The organism is Amycolatopsis sp. cmx-11-12 (assembly GCF_046269425.1).
Classification (GTDB): Bacteria; Actinomycetota; Actinomycetes; order Mycobacteriales; family Pseudonocardiaceae; genus Amycolatopsis.
Window position 1 is genome coordinate 1 of sequence record NZ_JADNQM010000060.1, and the last position, 16,216, is coordinate 16,216.

A 16,216-nucleotide genomic window follows, 5' to 3' on the forward strand; every position below is an offset into this window, starting at 1 on the left:
GTGTCCCCATTCCTTCACCGTCACGGGTCACACCGGTTGCGGAGCCCCCTGAGCGGGGAGGATTCCGGACGTTCAACGTCCGGAATCCTCCCCGCTCGACCCTTGCGGGCACTAGCGATGTCAAGCCCGGATTACCAAGAGCAGCGCTGATCAGCAGCTCTGCGACTTTGCCGGGACCCTGACCCTAGGCCTGACCTGCGGATTCGCGCGAAAGTGATAGCAAAGGTCCCTTGCTCCCGCGCCCTCGGCTTGTCTCTGTACCTACTAGTATGTACGGTACTGAGGTGGACAAGAGGGAACAGCTCATCGAGAGCACTCGCGAGCTTCTGTGGGAGCGCGGGTACGTCGGCACCAGCCCGAAGGCGATCCAGGAGCGCTCCGGCGCCGGCCAGGGCAGCATGTACCACCACTTCCAGGGCAAGTCCGAACTCGCGCTCGCCGCGATCGGCCGCAACGCCGACGACCTGAGGACCAGGGCGGAGGCCGAGTTCTCCGGGCCCGGCACGGTCGTCGAGCGGGTCACCGCGTACCTGCGCCGCGAGCGCGACGCGCTCAAGGGCTGCCCGGTCGGCAGGCTCACCCAGGATCCCGACGTGATGGCCGATCCGGACCTGCGAAGGCCGGTCGAGGAGACCTTCGGCTGGGTCACCGGCCGTCTCGCCGAACTGCTCGACGAGGGTCGCGCGAACGGCGAACTCGACGCCTCGCTCGACCCCACCGCCACGGCGACCGCGCTCGTCGCGGTCCTGCAAGGCGGTTACGTCCTCGCCCGCGCCGCCGGATCCCCTGACGTGTTCGCGAAGGCCGTCGAGGGCGCCCTCGGACTACTCGCCGCTAAGGAGAACTGACATGCCCTTCGTTCGCATCGACACCGTCGGAACCGACAAGCTCGAAGCCCTCGGCAACGCCGTCCACGACGCGATGGTCGAGACGCTCGAGATCCCGGCCGACGACCGCTTCCAGGTCCTGAACGGCCGCGCCACTCTCAAGTACGACGACTACCTGGGGATCCACCGGGACGAGGGGGTCGTGTTCGTCGCTATCACCATGCGGCCGGGGCGCACCGACGAGCGGAAGAAGGCCCTGTACCGGCGGATCGCGGAACTCGCCGAGGAATACGCGGGGACCGAGCCGCGGAACGTGCTGGTCACGATCAACGAGACCGATCTGATCAACTGGTCTCTCGGGAACGGTGAAACCCAGTACGCGTGATCACGCGACCCCGGCGGGAGTGGCGGCGAAGGCGTGCTGTCCCAGCAGCCACCACGTGTCGCGCCCGAACGACCACGTCAGCAGTCCCAGCGCGCCCAGCGTGACCACGAAACCGGCCCAGAGCGGCAGGATCGTCGAAGCCACCGCGACCAGCGCGATGCCCTGCACCGCCGCGACCGTCTTCCGCGCCATGCTCGGCGGCAGCGGGTCGTTCAGCCACGGCCACAGCCGGCTCGCGGCGACGAAGACGTAGCGCATCGCGCCGATCGTGAGCACCCACGGGCCCAGCGACTGGGCGACGACCACGCTCAGGATCAGGATCAGATACGCGTCGACCTCCATGTCGAAGCGCGCGCCGAGGGGCGACGCCGTCCCGGTGCGGCGCGCGACCTGGCCGTCGACGGCGTCCAGGGCGAGCGCGACCGACGCGATGACGACCATCGTGACGATCTCCCGGCCCGCGGTGTCGACGACGAGCGCGGTCACACAGCCGACCAGCCCGGAGCGCCCGAGCGTGACGGCGTCGGCCGGGCCGAGGGAGCGCGCGGTGCTCCGGTTCAGGCCGTAGGTCAGGAATCCGCCGACGGCGATGCCGTAGGCCGCTCCGGCGATCCAGCCCAGCGGGCCGAGACCGGCGACGGCGTCCAGCGTTCCCAGCAACGCCAGCTGGACGAGGACCCCCAGGAAGATTCCGGGGTTGATCACGAGGCCTCCTCGTTATGGTGACGGTGACCCCGTCTCCAAGGTCCAATATGAAAGGACACGATGGAACGCGCCTTCTGGTTCAGTGGTTCCGGTGACGGCGAGCTCAGGCCGGTCACGCTCCCTCCGGTCGGCGACGGCGAGGTGCTGGTCCGCACCCTGTACACCGGCGTGAGCCGGGGCACCGAGACACTCGTCTTCCGCGGCGAGGTCCCACCGAGTCAACGAGAAACCATGCGCGCGCCGTTCCAGGAGGGCGATTTCCCCGGTCCGGTGAAATACGGCTACCTCAATGTCGGCGTGGTCGAACAAGGTCCGGAGGGGCTCGTCGGGCAGGTCGTGTTCTGTCTCTACCCGCATCAGACCCGCTACGTCGTGCCCGCGTCGGCCGTCACGCCGGTGCCGCGCGGGGTGCCGCCGGAGCGCGCGATCCTCGCCGGGACGATCGAGACCGCCGTCAACGCCGTCTGGGACGCGGCGCCGAAACTCGGCGACCGGATCGCGGTGGTCGGGGCGGGCATGGTCGGCAGCAGCGTCGCGAAACTGCTGTCCGGCTTCCCGGCGACCCGGGTCCAGCTGATCGACGTCGACCCGGAGCGCGCGAAGATCGCCGAAGCACTCGGTGTCGACTTCGCGGCACCGGAGGACGCGCTGGGCGACTGCGATCTGGTCGTCCACGCCAGCGCGAGCGAGGCCGGGCTGACGCGGTCACTGGAACTGCTCGCGCCGGAAGGCGAGGTCATCGAACTGAGCTGGTACGGCGACCGCCGCGTCACCATCCCGCTCGGTGAGAACTTCCACTCACGACGGCTGGCGATCCGCTCCAGCCAGGTCGGCATGGTCTCGCCCGTTCGCCGCACGAGCCGAAGCTACGGCGACCGCTTGGCGCTCGCCTTGCGAATTTTGTCGGACCCCGTCTTTAAGGTGCTGATCAGCGGGGAATGCCGGTTCCAGGAACTACCGGACGTCCTACCGCGTCTGGCCGCGAATGAACCAGGAACGCTCTGCCTCCGTGTCACGTATCAGGGGGAGGACACGCAGTAGCCGCACGATCTGGGAGGTCCGTTGTTCAGCATCACCGTCCGCGACCACGTCATGGTGGCCCACAGCTTCCGCGGCGAGGTCTTCGGGCCCGCGCAGAAACTGCACGGCGCGACCTTCGTGGTGGACGCGACGTTCCGCCGGTCCGAACTGGACAGCGACAACATCGTCGTCGACATCGGCAAGGCGACCGAAGAGCTCAAAGCGGTACTCGCCGACCTGAACTACCGCAACCTCGACGACGTGCCGGAGTTCGCCGGGATCAACACCTCGACGGAGTTCCTGGCGAAGGTCATCGCCGACAGGCTCGCCGATCGTGTCCACGCCGGAGCGCTCGGTGAGGGTGCACGCGGGCTCGAAGGGATCACCGTGGCGCTGCACGAATCCCATGTCGCGTGGGCGAGTTACGAGCGTGCGCTGTGAGTGGTCTCCACGTCGTCCTGCCCAACGACATCGACGACCTGAGCGCGCCGAGTGGCGGCAACGTCTACGACCGCCGCCTGTGCGACGGGCTCGCCGCGACCGGCGTGGAGGTCCACGAGATCGCCGTGCGCGGCAACTGGCCGCGACCCGACACCGAGGCGCGCAAGGTGCTGGCGCGCAAGCTCGCCGGGCTGCCCGGCGGTTCGGCGGTCCTTGTCGACGGGCTGGTCGCCTGCGGGGTGCCCGAGGTGATCGTGCCCGCGGCGCAGCGGCTGTCGATCGCGGTACTGGTGCATCTGCCGCTGGCCGACGAAACCGGGCTTTCGCCTTCGCTCGCCGCCGAACTGGACCGGCTGGAGCGGGAGACGCTCGGCGCGGTCGAGGCCGTGGTCGTGACCAGTGCTTGGGCGGCGCGACGGCTGATCGAGCACCACGACCTCGCGCCGCATCGCGTGCATGCGGTGCCGCCGGGCGTCGACAAGGCCGAAATCTCGTCCGGGAGCCTCGACGGCACGCATCTCGTCTGCGTCGCCAACGTGACTCCGCGCAAGGGACAGGGCCTGCTCGCGGATGCGCTGAAGTCGCTTAAAGACCTCCCGTGGATCTGTGAATGTGTCGGCGCCATCCGCCGCGAGACCCGCTACGTCGAGCGACTGCGGCGACACACCCTCGGTGACCGGTTCACTCTCACCGGTCCTCGGACCGGCGAAGCCCTCGAAGCCACTTACGCCGCGGCAGACCTTCTCGTGCTGCCTTCGCGCGCGGAGACCTACGGCATGGTCGTCACCGAGGCGCTCGCGCACGGCATTCCGGTACTGGCGACCGCTGTCGACGCCCTCCCCGACACGCTCGGCCAGGCACCCGACGGCAGCGTGCCCGGCCTGCTCGTCCCGGGCGAGGACGTCAACGCGCTGGCCGCCGCCCTTCGGCGCTGGCTCACCGAACCTGAACTGCGAGACCGGCTTCGCGCCTCCGCGCGCCTTCGCCGCGAGACGCTGACCGGCTGGGACGCGACCGCTCGCGGTGTCGCCGCCGTGCTGCTGAACGAAAGGACGGCGGCATGACCAAGTACGCCCCCAGCTGGCTGAGCTTGCGGGAGGACGCCGACGCCGCCGCTCGCGCGACCGAGCTGATCGAGCCGGTCCGTTCCTTCTTGAAGACACAGGACGAGGTCGTGATCCGGGACCTCGGCTGCGGCACCGGATCGCTCGGCCGCTGGCTGGCCCGGCGGCTGCCCGGCCGTCAGCGCTGGATCCTGCACGACCGCGACGAAGACCTGCTCACGCACGCGCTGGCCCGCACCAGCCGTCCGGAGCACGCGTTGGACGGAAGCGAGGTCGATGTCGTCACCGAACATCGTGACATCACCGACTTGCGCGCGGCCGACCTCGCCGGGACGTCGCTCGTGGCGGCGTCGGCGCTGCTCGACCTGCTCACCGCCGAGGAGCTGACCAAGCTGGCGGAAGCGTGTGTCGAGGCGGGTTGCGCGGTGCTGTTCACGTTGAGCGTTTCGGGCCGGGTGGTGCTCTCGCCCAAGGAAAAGTTCGACATCGAGATCTCCGACGCCTTCAACGCGCACCAGCGCCGGGTGACCGGCGGCCGGTGGCTGCTCGGCCCGGACGCGGTGGACGTCGCGTTCGGGGTCTTCGAACGGCTCGGCGCCACCGTCCGGCGCGCTCCGAGCCCATGGCGGCTCGGCGCGGATCAGGCCGCGTTGACCGCGGAATGGCTCACCGGCTGGGTCGGCGCCGCACGCGAGCAGCGGCCGGAGCTTGCCGCGGACGGTGACACCTACCTGCGCTGGCGGCTCGCGCAGTGCGCCGCGGGCGAGCTGAACGCGATGATCCACCACGAGGATCTCCTGGTGGTGCCGGCGTGAAACGGTTCTGGCCCTGGCTGCGGATCCTCGGCGCGCTCGGCATCCTCGCCGTGCTCGTCTGGCAACTGGGCACCAAGGCGTTCCTGGACGGACTGCGCGAGGTCGACGTCACCGGTGTCGCCGCCGCGCTCGGGATCGGGTTCGCCACCACGGTTTTCAGTGCCTGGCGATGGTGCCTGGTCGCGCGGCGGCTGAGTCTCAAGCTGTCGCTGTGGAGCGCTGTCGGCGAGTACTACCGCGCGTTGTTCCTCAACGGCGTCCTGCCGGCGGGGGTGCTCGGCGACGTCAACCGCGCCGTGCAGCACGGCCGCGAATCCGGCGACGTGCTGCGCGGCGTCCGCGCGGTGGTGCTGGAGCGGACGGCGGGACAGATCGCGGTGATCGGCGCTTCGGTCGCCGTCGTGCTCAGTACGCCTTCCGTGGTGCCGCCGCCGATCGACGGGATCGTCATGACCGCCGGGATCGTGGTCGTCGTGCTCGCCCTCGCGGCCGTCGTCACCGGGATGACGTCGGGAAAGCACTGGATCCACAGTGGATCGAAGTGGCGCCGCGGTTTCGCCGTCACTCTCGCTGACGTCCGCCTGGGCCTGCTGACCAAGGAGACCTGGCCCAGCGTGAGCCTGCTTTCGGTGGCCACCCTGGCCGGGCATCTCACCCTGTTCGTCGTCGCCGCGCGAGCCGCCGGGGTCACCGCGCCGGTCGGGGAACTGCTGCCGCTGATGATCCTCGCCCTGCTCGCGATGGGGTTGCCGCTGAACATCGGCGGCTGGGGCCCGCGCGAAGGCGTTTGCGCGCTGCTGTTCGGCGCGGCCGGGCTCGGTTCGGCGCAGGGCGTCACCGTGGCCGTCGTCTACGGCGTGCTCGCGCTCGTCGCGAGCCTTCCCGGCGCGGCCGTGCTGCTCGCGCGCTCCTTCAGGACTTACACGCCGGTCGCGCCGCGCCTCGGGGTTCCCGTACGGATAGGAGAAACGCGATGACAGTGGAGAGGGTCGTAGAGACCAGACTGCCGACCCGTTACGGCGTTTTCCGCGCGTACGGGTACCTGGACGCCGACGGCACCGAGCAGATGGCGTTGGTGCACGGCGAGGTCGGGGGCTTCGACACGCTGGCGCGGGTCCACTCGGAATGCCTGACCGGCGACGTGTTCGGCTCGATGCACTGCGAATGTGGTGACCAGCTGGCCGCCGCGCTACAAGCGATCGTCGAGGAAGGCGCCGGAGTCCTCGTATACGCACAGGGGCACGAAGGGCGCGGCATCGGTCTGCTCGCGAAGCTGAAGGCGATGCGATTGCAGGACGAAGGACTCGACACCGTCGAGGCGAACATCGCGCTCGGACTGCCGGTGGACGCGCGCGACTACGGTGCGGCGGCGGAGATCCTGACCGACCTCGGCGTGCGGTCGGTGCGGCTGCTGTCCAACAACCCGACGAAGGTCGACCAGCTGAAGCGGCACGGCGTGCGGATCAGCGAGCGGGTGCCGTTGCTGGTCATGCCGAACGACGAGAACCTGCGGTACCTGCGGACGAAACAGGAGCGGATGCACCACTTCCTGCCGCACCTGGACGCGATCGGCTCGGTGGGCTCCTGAGGTTCCCGGGGTTCCGCAGGCGTGCAATGAAGGACGCTTTCATAGCAAATTTTGCTATGAAAGCGTCCTTCATTGCACAGGGCGGACTTGGGGTCAGAGCGCGGCCAGTGTCTCCGCGAAGCTCCGCACGAGCGACTCCAGCACCAGCCGTCCCTTTTCCGCCGTCCCCAGCGAAGGCCGCCCCACCACACCGGACTCCGAGTACGGCCGCAACCCCACCGTCAGCAGGTGCCGCCGGTCGTCGGCCAGGTGGTCCGCCTCCGCGAAACCGGGCCGGACCAGCGAAGGATGTGCGTGCAGCAGCAGGGAAGTCTCCAGTTCACCGGCGTGCATGTCGCTGTCCAGCGACGTCTCCAGTCCGGCCGCGTCGTGCGCCGCCTGCCAGCCTTCGACGCCGGGGAACAGCGCCATCGGCGAGGAGGACTCCTGGACCACATTGGACAGGACGTAGTTGCCGCCGTGCGCGTTCACCAGCACCAGTTTCGGCACCCCGGAGCGGCGCAGCGAAGCGGCGACGTCGTTCACCACGGCGTACAGTGTCGCGGCCGAGATGCTGACCGTCCCCGGCCAGTCCGCGTGTTCGTGCGAGCACGCGATCGTGATCGGCGGGAGCCGCAGCACCGGGTACGCCGCGGCGAGGGTGTCGGCGATGGTCGTCGCGATCACCGCGTCGGTGGCGAGCGGGAGGTGCGCGCCGTGCTGTTCGAAACTGCCGATCGGCAGCACCGCGACGTCGGCGCCGCGGGCGCGCTCGTCGGCCATCGTGGCCGTCGGGAACAGGTTCACCGGGCTACGGTACCCACATGACCGACCACGCCGCATTGTTGTCCGTCGCCCGTGAGGCCGTCGCCAAGGCGACCGGGATCATCCGCTCGATGACGTCGTTTTCCGTTGCCGCCAAAGGTGATCGTGACATGGTGACCGACGTCGACCTCGCCGTCGAGGACGCCGTGCGCGAATTCCTCGCCCGCGAGACCCCGGAGATCGGCGTCCTCGGCGAGGAGCGCGGGCACGAGGGCGACAAGGACCTCTGGTGGGCGCTCGACCCGGTCGACGGCACGGCCAACTTCGCGCGCGGCATCCCGTTGTGCGGCGTTTCGCTCGGTCTTGTGGACGGTCTCAAGAGCACGGTCGCGGCGATCTCCCTACCGTTCCTCGACGTCACGTACACCGCTGTCGAAGGCCAGGGCGCGTACGCGGGCGAAGAGCGTCTCGAAGCCTCGAAGGCGACGAAGCTGTCCGACGCGATCGTGTCGATCGGCGACTTCGCGGTCGGTGAAGGCGCGGAGGTCAAGAACCGCGTCCGGATGGCGTTGCTGGCCGAACTCGGCGGCCGCGTGCAGAGGATCCGGTTCCTCGGCTCCGCGGCGATCGACCTGGCCTGGGTCGCGCACGGCAAACTCGACGCGAGCGTCATCCTCGCCAACAAACCGTGGGACACGATGGCGGGTGTCCTGCTGGTCCGCGAGGCCGGGGGAATGGTCGTCGACACCGACGGCGGTGACCACACGGTGCGCTCGGCGGCCACCATCGCGGTCGGGGCGGGCCTGCGTGACGAGATCGTCGCCGCCATCGCGCGGGTAAACGGTTGAAACTTTCTTCGGTCCGAATATGAACCGTCCGGGCTTCGTAACCGTGTCTCCTGGTAAGGCCGCCGTCCGCACCTGGAGGTAATCCGTGTTCACCTCAACTGCCCGTGGCACGGAACCGGTGGTGTTCGTCCTGCCAGGCGACGCCGAGGACACCAGCGGCGAGTACGACCGCCGGATGTGCCAGAACCTCCCCGCCACCGGCCTCCCGCTGCTCGAACTGCCGATCGCCGGGGAGTGGCCGATGCCGGGTCCGCTGGCCCGGTCGAGACTGGCCCGGTCGCTCACCGCGTTGCCCGACGACACCGTCGTCCTGATCGACGGCACGGTCGCCTGCGGCGTCCCGGAGATCGTGATCCCGCACGCCCGGCGATTGCGGCTGGCCGTCCTGGTGCACCGGCCGCTGGCCGACGATCCCGCGCTCGATCCGGCGCAGGCCGCCGAACTCGACGCGTGCGAACGGGAGACCCTGCGGCTGGCGGGAATGGTCGTCGCCACCGGGCCGTGGCTCGCGCGGCAGCTGATCGACCGGCACGACCTCGACCCCACTCGCGTCTACGTCGCGACCCCCGGCACGGACGCGGCGCCGCTCGCCGCCGGCGCCGACGGTGTCTCCCGGCTGCTCTGTCTCGCGCCGATGACCGCGCGCCACGGCCAGGACGTGCTGATCCAGGCGCTCTCGCTGGTCGACGAACTGGCGTTCAAATGCGTGTTCGCCGGGGCGACGCACCACGATCCCGCCTACGTCGACGAACTGCGCTGGACGGTCGAACGGCTCGGGCTCGGTTCCCGGATCAGCCTCATCCAGCCGCCGGACGACCTCGACCTGGTCTACGACGGCGCGGATCTGCTCGTCCTCCCGTCGAGGGGCGGCACGTCCGGACTGGTCGTCGCCGAGGCGCTGGCGCGCGGGATCCCCGTGGTGGCCACCGAAACCGCCGGTACGCACGACGCGCTCGGTATGGCGCCCGGCGGGGGAGTCCCCGGGATGCTGGTGCCGCCGAACAATCCGTCGGCGCTCGCGACGGCGTTGGCCCGCTGGTCGCTCGACGCCGAACTCCGGCATTCCCTGCGGACGTCGGCGCTCGCGCGGAGCAGTGTCCTCGAAGAGTGGGACGTCGCCGCGGGCAGGCTCACCGACGTCCTTTCCCGGTTGCAGGCCACGCCGCGTCAGCTGGCTTGATCGTCGCCCGGAAGCAGCTATCGGGCCGATCATCGGCTCGGTTGACTTGGCGGCATGCGAATCGTCGATCTTGCGTCCCGCCCCGACCTCCTCGATCCCGCGCTGAATCTCGGCGACGTCGGGGGTGAGTTCATCTACCGGGGTTTCAGCGGCAAGATGATCACCCCGGAACGGTTCCTGCGGCACTGGGCCCGGTATTTCCTGATCGCGCTGGACGACGACGGCGTGCCGATCGCGCGGGCGCTGTCGGTTCCGCTGAGCTATCCCGCCGAGGACCGCGAGGAACTGCCGGAACACGGCTGGGACGAAGCGATCCAGTGGGCCGCGCAAGACCTCATGGACGGCCGCGCGCCGGACACGCTGTGCGCGCTCGAAGTCGTCGTGGCCCCGAAAATGCGCGGGACGGGCCTGTCCACACCGATGCTGAAGGCGCTCAAGGCGCGTGCGGCGGAGACCGGGCTGAAGCGGCTGATCGTCTCGGTGCGCCCGATCGGCAAGGAGGCCGAGCCGGACGTCCCCATGGAGGAGTACGCCGTCCGGCGCCGTGAAGACGGGCTGTTCGCCGACCGCTGGCTGCGCACCCACGAACGGCTCGGTGCGCGGATGATCAAGGTCTGCCCGTTCGCCGTGACCATCTCGGGCTCGATCGAGGACTGGCGGAGGTGGACCGGCGTCAAACTCGCCGACGGTGACAACGTGATCCCCGGCGGGATCGCGCCGGTGCACGCGAACGTCGAGCGGGACTGCGGGGTTTACGTCGAGGCGAACGTGTGGATGGTGCACCCCTTCTGACCGTCCATACCACTCACGACTCACCCGGCCGAAGCGTGACTCAGGCGTTGAGCGCGGCCTCCATCCAGGGTGTCGCGAAAGCCACTTTCGGGACGTCTGATGTCTCGAAAGTGGCTTTCGCGACACGGCCACTGGGCAGTCGCGTGGCGCTAGGCGAGGGCGGCGCTGAGCGGCTTCCCGGCCGCCCGTCCGGTGCGCGCGACGAACTCCTTCAGCAGCGCTTGGGCTTCCGGTACTGCCTCCCCGATCGCCGTCGCGGCCTCGGCGAGCTTCTCGACGATGTCGCTTTCGAGCACCGGATCGTGGTCCAGCCGGGCGGCCTCGGTGAGCCGTTTCAAGGCGATGGTCGCCTTCACCCGGGCTCGCGGAGCGTCGCCGAGAGCCCGCAAGATCCCCGGTCCGTGCGCGACCAGGCCGTCGTACAGCTCCCGCGAAGTGCCCATGTGCCGGGCGAGGACCTCCTCGGCTTCGCTCAGCAGCAGGCTGTCCGGACCGGTCGGGCAGTAGATCTCCAGCAGGAATTCCACCACCGCGGGGCCGACCTCTTCGATCACCTTGCGGGCTTCTTCGTACGGCGGCTGGAAGGCGCCGAGGAGGTCACCGCCGACCGGCGGCTTGCCCGTCTCGATGCAGAACCCCCGCACCTTCTTCAGCCCGGGGTTCACGAAATGCCGGGAGAAGGTGTAGTCGTCGACGGTCGCCGTCGTCGGATACAGCCCGACACTCTGCTGGATCGTGTACGAGCGGCCGTGCTGCTTCGCGATCGTCTCCCGCATCCGGTTTCCGGTGCGGAGGAACCAGTCCAGATCGCCTTGCGGGATGTACTCGCGGTAGCGCCCGTCGTTCGGGACGCCGCGATCCGGGTTCGGCACCCGGAAGTTCTGCGCGGGATCGGTGGTCTGGTTGTCGTCGTCGCCCCACGGGTAGAGGATCAGCTCGCTGAAGGAATGCAGGTCCAGCACGGCGGTGATGTGCGGGAAGGTGTCCAGCAGCCAGCGGATGTTGCGGGTCTCCGGTTCGGAGAACGCGTGCGGCCCGCGGTAGACGTCGCTCGCCGGGTCGGTGCTGGTGCCGATCCCGCTGTCGAAGAGGAAGTCGTAGTTGCGGTTGAGGTCCACGCGACGGCTGTTCCCGCGCCACATCCGCAGGTTCTCGGCGGACAGGACGATGTCGCGGCCGTCCGGGTTGACCATCGGGACGACGAAGACGTCCAGGTTGTCGGCCAGCAGCCTGATCGTGCCGTACTGATAGGTGACGGCCGGATAGTTCACGGCCGTCTCCGAAGACAGGCAGTAGGCGACCCGGAAGGCCCAGTTGTACAGCAGTTCCGGGTTCATCAGCTCCCGTGCGTGCGCCCCGGCCATCAGGATCACACCCGGCCGGTCGGCGCGGGTACCGCTGCGCATACGGAGCACGGAGATGGGCTTGCCCTGGACCGACGGTTCGGGCAGCCGGACGCGGGACAGGGTGTCCGGCAGCGCCTGGGCCATGTCGTGGATGAATCGCTCGAAGTGGTACGACGCTTGATAACCGGGTGGCACGGCGGCTTCCGGCCCGGCGGAGAGGGGCCGTGTTTCGTTGTCCGGCGCGATCTCCAGTGGCGCGGCTTCGACGTCGGGGTGGACCAGGACGTCGTGGCCGCTGTCGGCGAGTGCGGTGATCTCCTCATCGCGGAGGTATCCGTCGATCGCCGCGCCGTCGGCGGTCTCCCTGGCGGTGGAGGGGAACAGGTCGAGTCCGCGCTGGGCGAGCAGGCGGAGCGCGTCGCGGTCGTCGACGGAAACGGTGACGAAATGCCGTGCGGCCTCGGTGTCGGGCATGTGGTGTCCCCTCTGTGGGTCGGTACGCCGACGAGGCTAGGGAGCACCGCCCGTCGTCACAGGGGCGGAACGGACCTGCTTTCGGGCGGCCATAGGGGCATTACTCGCGATTTCCGGCAGGAAGATCTCATCGGTGGCGTCGGCTCCCCAGCACCCGGCACAGTGGGGCCATGGGTATCGCACGAGTCGGTTTCGCCGGACTGGGCAGCATGGGCGGGCCGATGGCACTGAACCTGGCACGGGCCGGAATCCCGTTGATCGTCTGGAATCGCACCCCCGGAAAGGCTTCGGAGCAGGTGGCCGCGGGGGCCGAGGCCGTCGGGGACGTGGCGGAACTCTTCGCGCGGTGCGAGGTCGTGTTCCTGATGCTGAAGGACGCTGCCGCCGTCGACGCCGTGCTCGACCGCGGACGGGCCTCGCTCGACGGCCGCACGATCGTCCACATGGGAACGACGGCGCCGGAGCATTCCCGCGAAATCGAGGCCGAACTCCTCGCGGCTGGGGCGAAGTACGTGGAGGCGCCGGTTTCCGGCTCGCGGGTCCCGGCCGAGGCGGGTGAGCTGGTCGCCATGCTCGCGGGTGACCCGGGCGCGATCAAGGAGATCCGGGAGTTGCTCGGGCCGTTGTGCCGGGAAGCCGTGGACTGCGGGCCGGTACCCAACGCGCTCCTGATGAAGCTGGCGGTCAACGTCCACCTGACCTCGGTCGTGACCGGCTTGGCCGAGACCGTCCACTTCGCCCGGACGCACGGGCTCGACCTCGGCCTGCTCACCGACGTCCTCGGCGCCGGGCAGCTGGCCAGCCCGATCTTGCGGGTCAAGGCGCCCAAACTGGTCGAAGAGGATTTCGCGCCGCAGGCCTCGATCGCGAACGTCCTCGCCAACGTCGAACTGATCGCGGCGGCGGCCAGGGAAGCGGGACTCACCTTGCCGCTGCTCGAGGCGTCCCACGCCCTCTACGCCGAGACCGCGCGGCGCGGGTTCGGCGCAGAGGACATGGTCGCCGTCGTCAAAGCGCTCTGACGTCAGCCTCGCAGGGCCGTCGCGATCCGGCCAGCCGCGGCGAAGGACTCCTCCTCCGGTTCGCCGAGCAGGGGGAGCAGGATGACGGACTCGGTCCCGGCCGCGTACAACGCCCGGACCTGTTCGACACAACGGTCGAGTGTGCCGCTGACACTCAGCCTGTCGATCCACTCCGGACGAAGCCGCCGCGCCAAGTCGTCCCCGGCGGCCTCGACCTCGGCCAGCAGTTCGGCGCCGAAGTCCAGCGGCCCCAGCGCCGGTCCCGAGTTCGGCCCGATCGCGGAAGCGACGTCGGCTCGCGCCCGCTCGCGGGCCCGCTCGGGATCGGCGTCGAGCGACAGCCAGTTGTAGGTGGCGATCGAATGACCCTCGACGCCGATGAGCTCCCGCGTCGCGCGGACGTACTCCGGGGTCGCCGGTTCGGCGAGGAGGGTCCCGTCGGCCACCCGGCCCGCGGCGGCGAGGGACTTCGGGCCGCGGACGCCGGCGACGATCTTCGGCGGCACCGCGGGCGGGAACTCCAGCTGGACGTCGTCGAGCCGGACATGCTTGCCCTCGAAGGAAACGCGTTCACCGGCCAGCAGCCGCCGGATGACGGCCAGCGTCTCCTCGAACGCGGCGAGCGCCGACTTCGGCCACGCGTTGATCTGCCGCATCCAGCTCGGCACGCCGTGCCCGAACCCGACGATCAGGCGTCCCGGGTACAGCTCCGCCAGCGCCGCGATCTCCATCGCCGCGATGGCCGGATTCCTGGCGACGGCGGGCATGATGCCGATGCCGAGGGTGATCTTCTCGGTCGCCGCCAGCACCGCCGACGCCGTGGCGATCCCGCCCGCGTAGAAGCAGTCCTCGACGATCCAGACCTCGTCCAAACCCTCCTGTTCCGCGCGGCGGGCCAGACTTCTCAGCCGGGCGGCGGGCAGCTCGCGCGGGATCCTGACCCCGAGCCTTGAAACCATGTGCGTTCTCCGTTTCTTAGACGCGCCGCAGGTATTCCTTGCGGTCCAACGGGTTGTGGTCGGTCCTCGACCGTGACGGCGCCGCTCCCCGGACGGGACGGTAGCCGTGGAAGACGGTCTCCATCGTGCCCTCTCCCCGCGTCGCCGAGGGCAGAAGCTGGTGCACCGCATGGGTTTTCGCCGCCGGGATCTCGCCGTCGAGTTCGGCGGTCGCGCCTTTCGTGAGCGTCGTCCGCGGGACGGCACGAGCTTGCGCCAGCAGCGCGGTGACCGGGCCGAGCGTGTCGGCCGGGGCCTGGAGGGTGAACCGGTGCATCGGTTCGTGCACGGTCGTCCCGGCCTCACGCAGTGCCGCCATCAGCACCAGCGGCGTCAGATTGCGGAAGTCACCCGCGGTGCTGGACATGCTCTTGTCGAAGGTGCCGTGCGCGTGGCTTTGCCTGGCGTAGTAACCGGAATGCGTCATCGTCACGACACAGTCGAGCACCTCCCAGCCGTGGACGCCCTCGCGCAGTGTCTCCTTCACCGTGTCCTCCACGGCTTTGACGAAGGAGTACGGCATCGAGCCGAGTTCGACCGCCAGCCGGAACGAGATCCCGCTCCCCGGCGACCCCGGCTCGACGCGCAGTCCGACCGTGGCGAGAAAGGGATTGGGCGCTTTGTCGATGATTTCGGCGGCCGACCCGGTGCCGGAGACGCGCTCGACGCAGATCGTGGTCGTCTCGCTGAACGTGACGTCGATGCCGTACTCGTCCGCGAGTGTCGCTTGGATGACCTCTTTCTGCACTTCGCCGTACAGCGAAACGGAGGTCTCCTGGCGGATTTCGTCGTGCCGCAGGCCGATCAGCGGATCCTGTTCGGTCAGCTGGGTGAGTGCTTGATGCAATGGCCCGCGTTCGGCCGGGCGCACCGGGGAGATGACGGTTTCCAGTGTCGGCGGGGAAAATCGGGCCTCCCGCACGTGATCCGGCCGGACCCCGAGCACGTCGCCGATCCGGACGTCGAGTCCCGACAGTTTCGCGATCCGCCCGGCCCCGGCCGACGCCGACGAGACGGCCGAGCCGTTGTCGAAGACGCTGATCGCGGTGACCTTGCCTTCGCCGTCGCCGAGCGGGACCTTGTCGCGGACGGCGACCCGGCCGGAGAACAGCCGCACGTAGGCGATCTTCTCGCCACCCGGAGCGCGTTCGACCTTGAACACCGTGCCGGACAGCGGGCCGTCGGCGTCGCCCGCGTTGGCGGGCAACAGATTTTCGATGCCGTCGCGGAGCGCGTCGATACCGGCGCCGGTGATCGCCGATCCGAAGTAGACCGGGTAGGCGAGACCTTCGGCGACTTTCGCGGCGAGTTCGGTGTGGAGCCGCGACGACGGGAACGCGTCCGGGTCGGTGAGATACTCGGTCAGGAAGTCCTCGTCGAGGGTCGCCAGCAGATCGATCACCCGATCGGGTGTCCCGGGGTCCATCGAGATGACCGAAGGCGTGAGTTTCTCGGCTATCTCGCGGAACACCCGGTCCGGGTCGGCCCCGCGGCGATCCAGTTTGTTCACGAACAGCAGCGCCGGGATGCCCAGCCGTCGCAAGGTCCGCATCAGGACATGGGTCTGCGCCTGGACTCCTTCGACCGCCGACAGCACCAGGACGGCGCCATCGAGCACGCCGAGGGCGCGTTCGACCTCGGCGATGAAGTCGGGGTGGCCGGGGGTGTCGATCAGGTTGACGGTGACGTCGCCGAGCGCGAACGACACCACGGCCGCCTTGATGGTGATCCCGCGGGCGCGTTCCAGGGCCAGCGTGTCGGTCTGGGTGCTGCCGTCATCGACGCTGCCCAGCTCACCGATGATCCCGGCGGTATGCAACAGCCGCTCCGTCAGGCTCGTCTTCCCGGCGTCGACATGCGCCAGAATCCCCAGATTGAGGGTCTTCACGAGGTGTCTCGTCCTTGAGGTAGGCGGAAATTACCTGGTGGAAGGACGTGGACACTGGCAAGACGATCATCTCCTAGGC

The 16,216-nt window shown here is 69.3% G+C and carries 16 protein-coding genes and 1 pseudogene; 12 read left to right on the top strand and 5 right to left on the bottom strand.

Features of this window, described 5'->3' with window-relative positions; all coding sequences use genetic code 11:
• The first annotated feature begins 284 nt into the window (after positions 1 to 284).
• Both ACLARN_RS41880 and ACLARN_RS41885 read left to right on the top strand, forming a co-directional pair.
• Entirely contained in the window at positions 285 to 848 is a 564-nt protein-coding gene (locus tag ACLARN_RS41880) for a TetR/AcrR family transcriptional regulator (protein ID WP_409497043.1), read from the top strand.
• 1 nt (position 849) lies between these two features.
• Positions 850 to 1,212, top strand: coding sequence for a tautomerase family protein (locus ACLARN_RS41885; protein WP_409497044.1), 363 nt, complete (start codon positions 850 to 852; stop codon positions 1,210 to 1,212).
• Here ACLARN_RS41885 and ACLARN_RS41890 read toward each other — a convergent pair whose 3' ends face one another.
• Complete coding sequence (locus tag ACLARN_RS41890; protein WP_409497045.1) at positions 1,213 to 1,917, bottom strand: CDP-alcohol phosphatidyltransferase family protein; 705 nt, start codon at positions 1,915 to 1,917, stop codon at positions 1,213 to 1,215.
• Positions 1,918 to 1,977: 60 nt separating this feature from the next.
• Here ACLARN_RS41890 and ACLARN_RS41895 point away from each other — a divergent pair, with 60 nt between their 5' ends.
• The 6 genes from ACLARN_RS41895 to ribA are packed head-to-tail and all read left to right on the top strand — an operon-like array spanning position 1,978 to position 6,845.
• Positions 1,978 to 2,958: a dehydrogenase gene (locus tag ACLARN_RS41895; RefSeq protein WP_409497046.1), complete on the top strand. Its 981-nt coding sequence runs from the start codon at positions 1,978 to 1,980 to the stop codon at positions 2,956 to 2,958.
• A 21-nt stretch (positions 2,959 to 2,979) separates the two neighbouring features.
• Complete coding sequence (locus ACLARN_RS41900) at positions 2,980 to 3,378, top strand: 6-carboxytetrahydropterin synthase (RefSeq protein ID WP_181776456.1); 399 nt, start codon at positions 2,980 to 2,982, stop codon at positions 3,376 to 3,378.
• On the top strand, positions 3,375 to 4,442 hold the full coding sequence (locus ACLARN_RS41905) for a glycosyltransferase family 4 protein (RefSeq protein WP_409497047.1): 1,068 nt from the start codon (positions 3,375 to 3,377) through the stop codon (positions 4,440 to 4,442). Before ACLARN_RS41900 ends, ACLARN_RS41905 begins: the two co-directional genes overlap by 4 nt.
• A complete protein-coding gene (locus tag ACLARN_RS41910) occupies positions 4,439 to 5,257 on the top strand; it encodes a methyltransferase domain-containing protein (RefSeq protein WP_409497048.1) in 819 nt (272 codons plus the stop codon). Before ACLARN_RS41905 ends, ACLARN_RS41910 begins: the two co-directional genes overlap by 4 nt.
• On the top strand, positions 5,254 to 6,234 hold the full coding sequence (locus tag ACLARN_RS41915; protein ID WP_409497049.1) for a lysylphosphatidylglycerol synthase transmembrane domain-containing protein: 981 nt from the start codon (positions 5,254 to 5,256) through the stop codon (positions 6,232 to 6,234). The genes ACLARN_RS41910 and ACLARN_RS41915 overlap by 4 nt, the downstream gene beginning before the upstream one ends.
• Positions 6,231 to 6,845 (top strand): GTP cyclohydrolase II, encoded by a 615-nt coding sequence (ribA, locus tag ACLARN_RS41920; protein ID WP_409497050.1) that lies wholly within the window; start codon positions 6,231 to 6,233, stop codon positions 6,843 to 6,845. The genes ACLARN_RS41915 and ribA overlap by 4 nt, the downstream gene beginning before the upstream one ends.
• 93 nt (positions 6,846 to 6,938) lie before the next feature.
• On the opposite strand, the gene ACLARN_RS41925 is transcribed toward ribA, so the two are convergent.
• On the bottom strand, positions 6,939 to 7,631 hold the full coding sequence (locus ACLARN_RS41925; RefSeq protein ID WP_409497051.1) for a creatininase family protein: 693 nt from the start codon (positions 7,629 to 7,631) through the stop codon (positions 6,939 to 6,941).
• A gap of 17 nt (positions 7,632 to 7,648) precedes the next feature.
• Here ACLARN_RS41925 and ACLARN_RS41930 point away from each other — a divergent pair, with 17 nt between their 5' ends.
• The 3 genes from ACLARN_RS41930 (at position 7,649) to ACLARN_RS41940 (ending at position 10,409) form a co-directional block, all read left to right on the top strand.
• Entirely contained in the window at positions 7,649 to 8,437 is a 789-nt protein-coding gene (locus tag ACLARN_RS41930; protein WP_409497052.1) for an inositol monophosphatase family protein, read from the top strand.
• 85 nt (positions 8,438 to 8,522) lie between these two features.
• The gene (locus ACLARN_RS41935; protein WP_409497053.1) at positions 8,523 to 9,617 is read left to right on the top strand and encodes a glycosyltransferase family 4 protein; all 1,095 of its coding nucleotides are present in this window, start codon (positions 8,523 to 8,525) and stop codon (positions 9,615 to 9,617) included.
• A gap of 54 nt (positions 9,618 to 9,671) precedes the next feature.
• Positions 9,672 to 10,409, top strand: coding sequence for a Long-chain-fatty-acid--CoA ligase (locus ACLARN_RS41940; RefSeq protein WP_409497054.1), 738 nt, complete (start codon positions 9,672 to 9,674; stop codon positions 10,407 to 10,409).
• Between the two features lie 149 nt (positions 10,410 to 10,558).
• Here ACLARN_RS41940 and ACLARN_RS41945 read toward each other — a convergent pair whose 3' ends face one another.
• Positions 10,559 to 12,229 carry a M14 family zinc carboxypeptidase gene (locus ACLARN_RS41945; protein ID WP_409497055.1) on the bottom strand — a complete coding sequence of 557 codons (1,671 nt, stop codon included), beginning with the start codon at positions 12,227 to 12,229 and terminating at the stop codon, positions 10,559 to 10,561.
• Between the two features lie 134 nt (positions 12,230 to 12,363).
• Between ACLARN_RS41945 and ACLARN_RS41950 the strand changes: the two are divergent.
• Positions 12,364 to 13,251, top strand: a pseudogene (locus ACLARN_RS41950) (NAD(P)-dependent oxidoreductase); the annotation flags it as partial.
• A 2-nt stretch (positions 13,252 to 13,253) separates the two neighbouring features.
• Here ACLARN_RS41950 and ACLARN_RS41955 read toward each other — a convergent pair.
• Positions 13,254 to 14,210, bottom strand: coding sequence for an LLM class flavin-dependent oxidoreductase (locus ACLARN_RS41955; protein WP_409497056.1), 957 nt, complete (start codon positions 14,208 to 14,210; stop codon positions 13,254 to 13,256).
• Between the two features lie 16 nt (positions 14,211 to 14,226).
• The gene (locus ACLARN_RS41960) at positions 14,227 to 16,137 is read right to left on the bottom strand and encodes a GTP-binding protein (protein ID WP_409497057.1); all 1,911 of its coding nucleotides are present in this window, start codon (positions 16,135 to 16,137) and stop codon (positions 14,227 to 14,229) included.
• Positions 16,138 to 16,216: the final 79 nt, after the last annotated feature.

Excerpts from the sequence above, each read along its gene's own strand:
- ACLARN_RS41885 (WP_409497044.1), top strand. The coding sequence starts at position 850 with ATGCCCTTCGTTCGCATCGACACCGTCGGAACCGACAAGCTCGAAGCC.
- ACLARN_RS41895 (WP_409497046.1), top strand. The coding sequence starts at position 1,978 with ATGGAACGCGCCTTCTGGTTCAGTGGTTCCGGTGACGGCGAGCTCAGG.
- ACLARN_RS41910 (WP_409497048.1), top strand. The coding sequence starts at position 4,439 with ATGACCAAGTACGCCCCCAGCTGGCTGAGCTTGCGGGAGGACGCCGAC.
- ribA (WP_409497050.1), top strand. The coding sequence starts at position 6,231 with ATGACAGTGGAGAGGGTCGTAGAGACCAGACTGCCGACCCGTTACGGC.
- ACLARN_RS41930 (WP_409497052.1), top strand. The coding sequence starts at position 7,649 with ATGACCGACCACGCCGCATTGTTGTCCGTCGCCCGTGAGGCCGTCGCC.
- ACLARN_RS41940 (WP_409497054.1), top strand. The coding sequence starts at position 9,672 with ATGCGAATCGTCGATCTTGCGTCCCGCCCCGACCTCCTCGATCCCGCG.
- ACLARN_RS41945 (WP_409497055.1), bottom strand. The coding sequence starts at position 12,229 with ATGCCCGACACCGAGGCCGCACGGCATTTCGTCACCGTTTCCGTCGAC.
- ACLARN_RS41955 (WP_409497056.1), bottom strand. The coding sequence starts at position 14,210 with ATGGTTTCAAGGCTCGGGGTCAGGATCCCGCGCGAGCTGCCCGCCGCC.